Source organism: Salidesulfovibrio brasiliensis JCM 12178 (assembly GCF_001311825.1).
Classification (GTDB): domain Bacteria; phylum Desulfobacterota; class Desulfovibrionia; order Desulfovibrionales; family Desulfovibrionaceae; genus Pseudodesulfovibrio; species Pseudodesulfovibrio brasiliensis.
Genome location: NZ_BBCB01000163.1, coordinates 1 through 1,426 on the forward strand (window position 1 = coordinate 1; position 1,426 = coordinate 1,426).

2 protein-coding genes are annotated in these 1,426 nt (G+C 56.8%); both read right to left on the reverse strand.

Annotated elements, in window-relative coordinates:
* Nucleotides 1–188: 188 nt before the first annotated feature.
* Nucleotides 189–1,073, reverse strand: coding sequence for a DMT family transporter (locus JCM12178_RS17345; protein ID WP_054653230.1), 885 nt, complete (start codon nucleotides 1,071–1,073; stop codon nucleotides 189–191).
* Nucleotides 1,070–1,285, reverse strand: a complete 216-nt coding sequence (locus JCM12178_RS17350) for a hypothetical protein (RefSeq protein WP_054653232.1) — start codon at nucleotides 1,283–1,285, stop codon at nucleotides 1,070–1,072. Before JCM12178_RS17350 ends, JCM12178_RS17345 begins: the two co-directional genes overlap by 4 nt.
* Nucleotides 1,286–1,426 lie beyond the last annotated feature (141 nt).

Sequence of the window (1,426 nt, forward strand, 5' to 3'; positions counted from 1 at the left end):
CCTCTCCTTCCTCTAGACTCTCCATCCCCTCTCCCTTCCGCAAAACCTTTTGGTTGGGCGTTGCCCTTGCTGATGGTCAATTGGCTGGAGGGTGGCAGTAGTCGGGGTTGATTGGAAACAGAGTTGAAGAAACAAGTAGTGCCGGGAATCTTGTGATTCCCGGCACTGTTTTTAAGGTCATCTTTATTTTATTGCTGCTTTTGCAGGCGGCGGAAGAGGCTGGCGGGGGCGGTGATAGTCACGACCCCGACAAGGGCCACCAGACCGCCGCTCAAGGCCAGTGGAGCCGGAAATTCGCCCAGCCACACAAGCCCGATCACAAGCGTGATCATCGGCAATGAATACTGCGTCACCACGATCTTAGAAACATCGCCCTTCGAGAGCGCATATGACCAGAACGCATACGCCACCGCGCCGGGGAACACCCCGAGATACGCCACCGCAAGGATAGCATCCAGCGGAGCCGCTGCCACGGCCTGTGGCAGTCCCGGCATGTACCAGCACATGAAAAACGTTCCTGCCAGAATGGTATACGTCACGTACTCAAACGGCGTATACCGCTTGAGATACGGCTTCTGGAGCACGATGTAGAGCGACTCGGAAAACGCAGCCAGCAATATGAGCAGCGCGCCGGTATCAAAGCTCATGCCGCCGCCCTCACCGAACGCGATGAGCGCGATGCCGATCATGCTCACGCAAATGCCCACCACCGTTCGCAGCACAATCCGCTCACCGAGCAGGATGACCGCCAGCAGCGTGGAAAAGACGGGGATCGAGCTGATAATAAAGCTTGCAGAACCCGCGCTGACTGTGGTTTCGCCGTAATTGAGCGCCACGTGATAGACCGTGTATCCGAGGAAGCCGTGCAGCATGATGACTGGCAGGTCCTTGAGTTTCGGCAGCCGGATTTTTGCCCGCCATGCGTACACGAGCATGGCCGCCGAAGCAAAGAGGAACCTGAGCAGCGCGAGGTGGCCGGGTTCGAACACCGGCAGCGCGGCCCGGATGCCGACAAACGCAGAAGCCCAGAACGTCAACGTGGCGCAGAGTGCGAGGACAACCTTCAGCTTCACTGGTCGGTCCCGTCTTTTTTGCGCCTGTCGTCCCGTCTCTGCTTGAAGTTGATGGCAGCAAGGCATCCCGCCAGTCCGCCCAGCGCGACAGCCTTGGTTATCGGCAAAATATCAAACCATCCAGCGATGGCACCAAGCGCGCACCCAGCAAGGATTCCCTTGGCGAGGACGTCGATCCATTCAATAAAATTTCTGTTGCTTTCGTCAGCCATTATAACGCAACCCTCTTCTGATTTTTACGCTTTTTCGCCAGAAAGGGTGTTACACAAATGTGTTGGGGTTTCAAGCTGAACCGTGATGAGAGGGGGGATGGTTTGTTGCAGCTACCGCTGGATTCGGTGCCGGGGATCTTT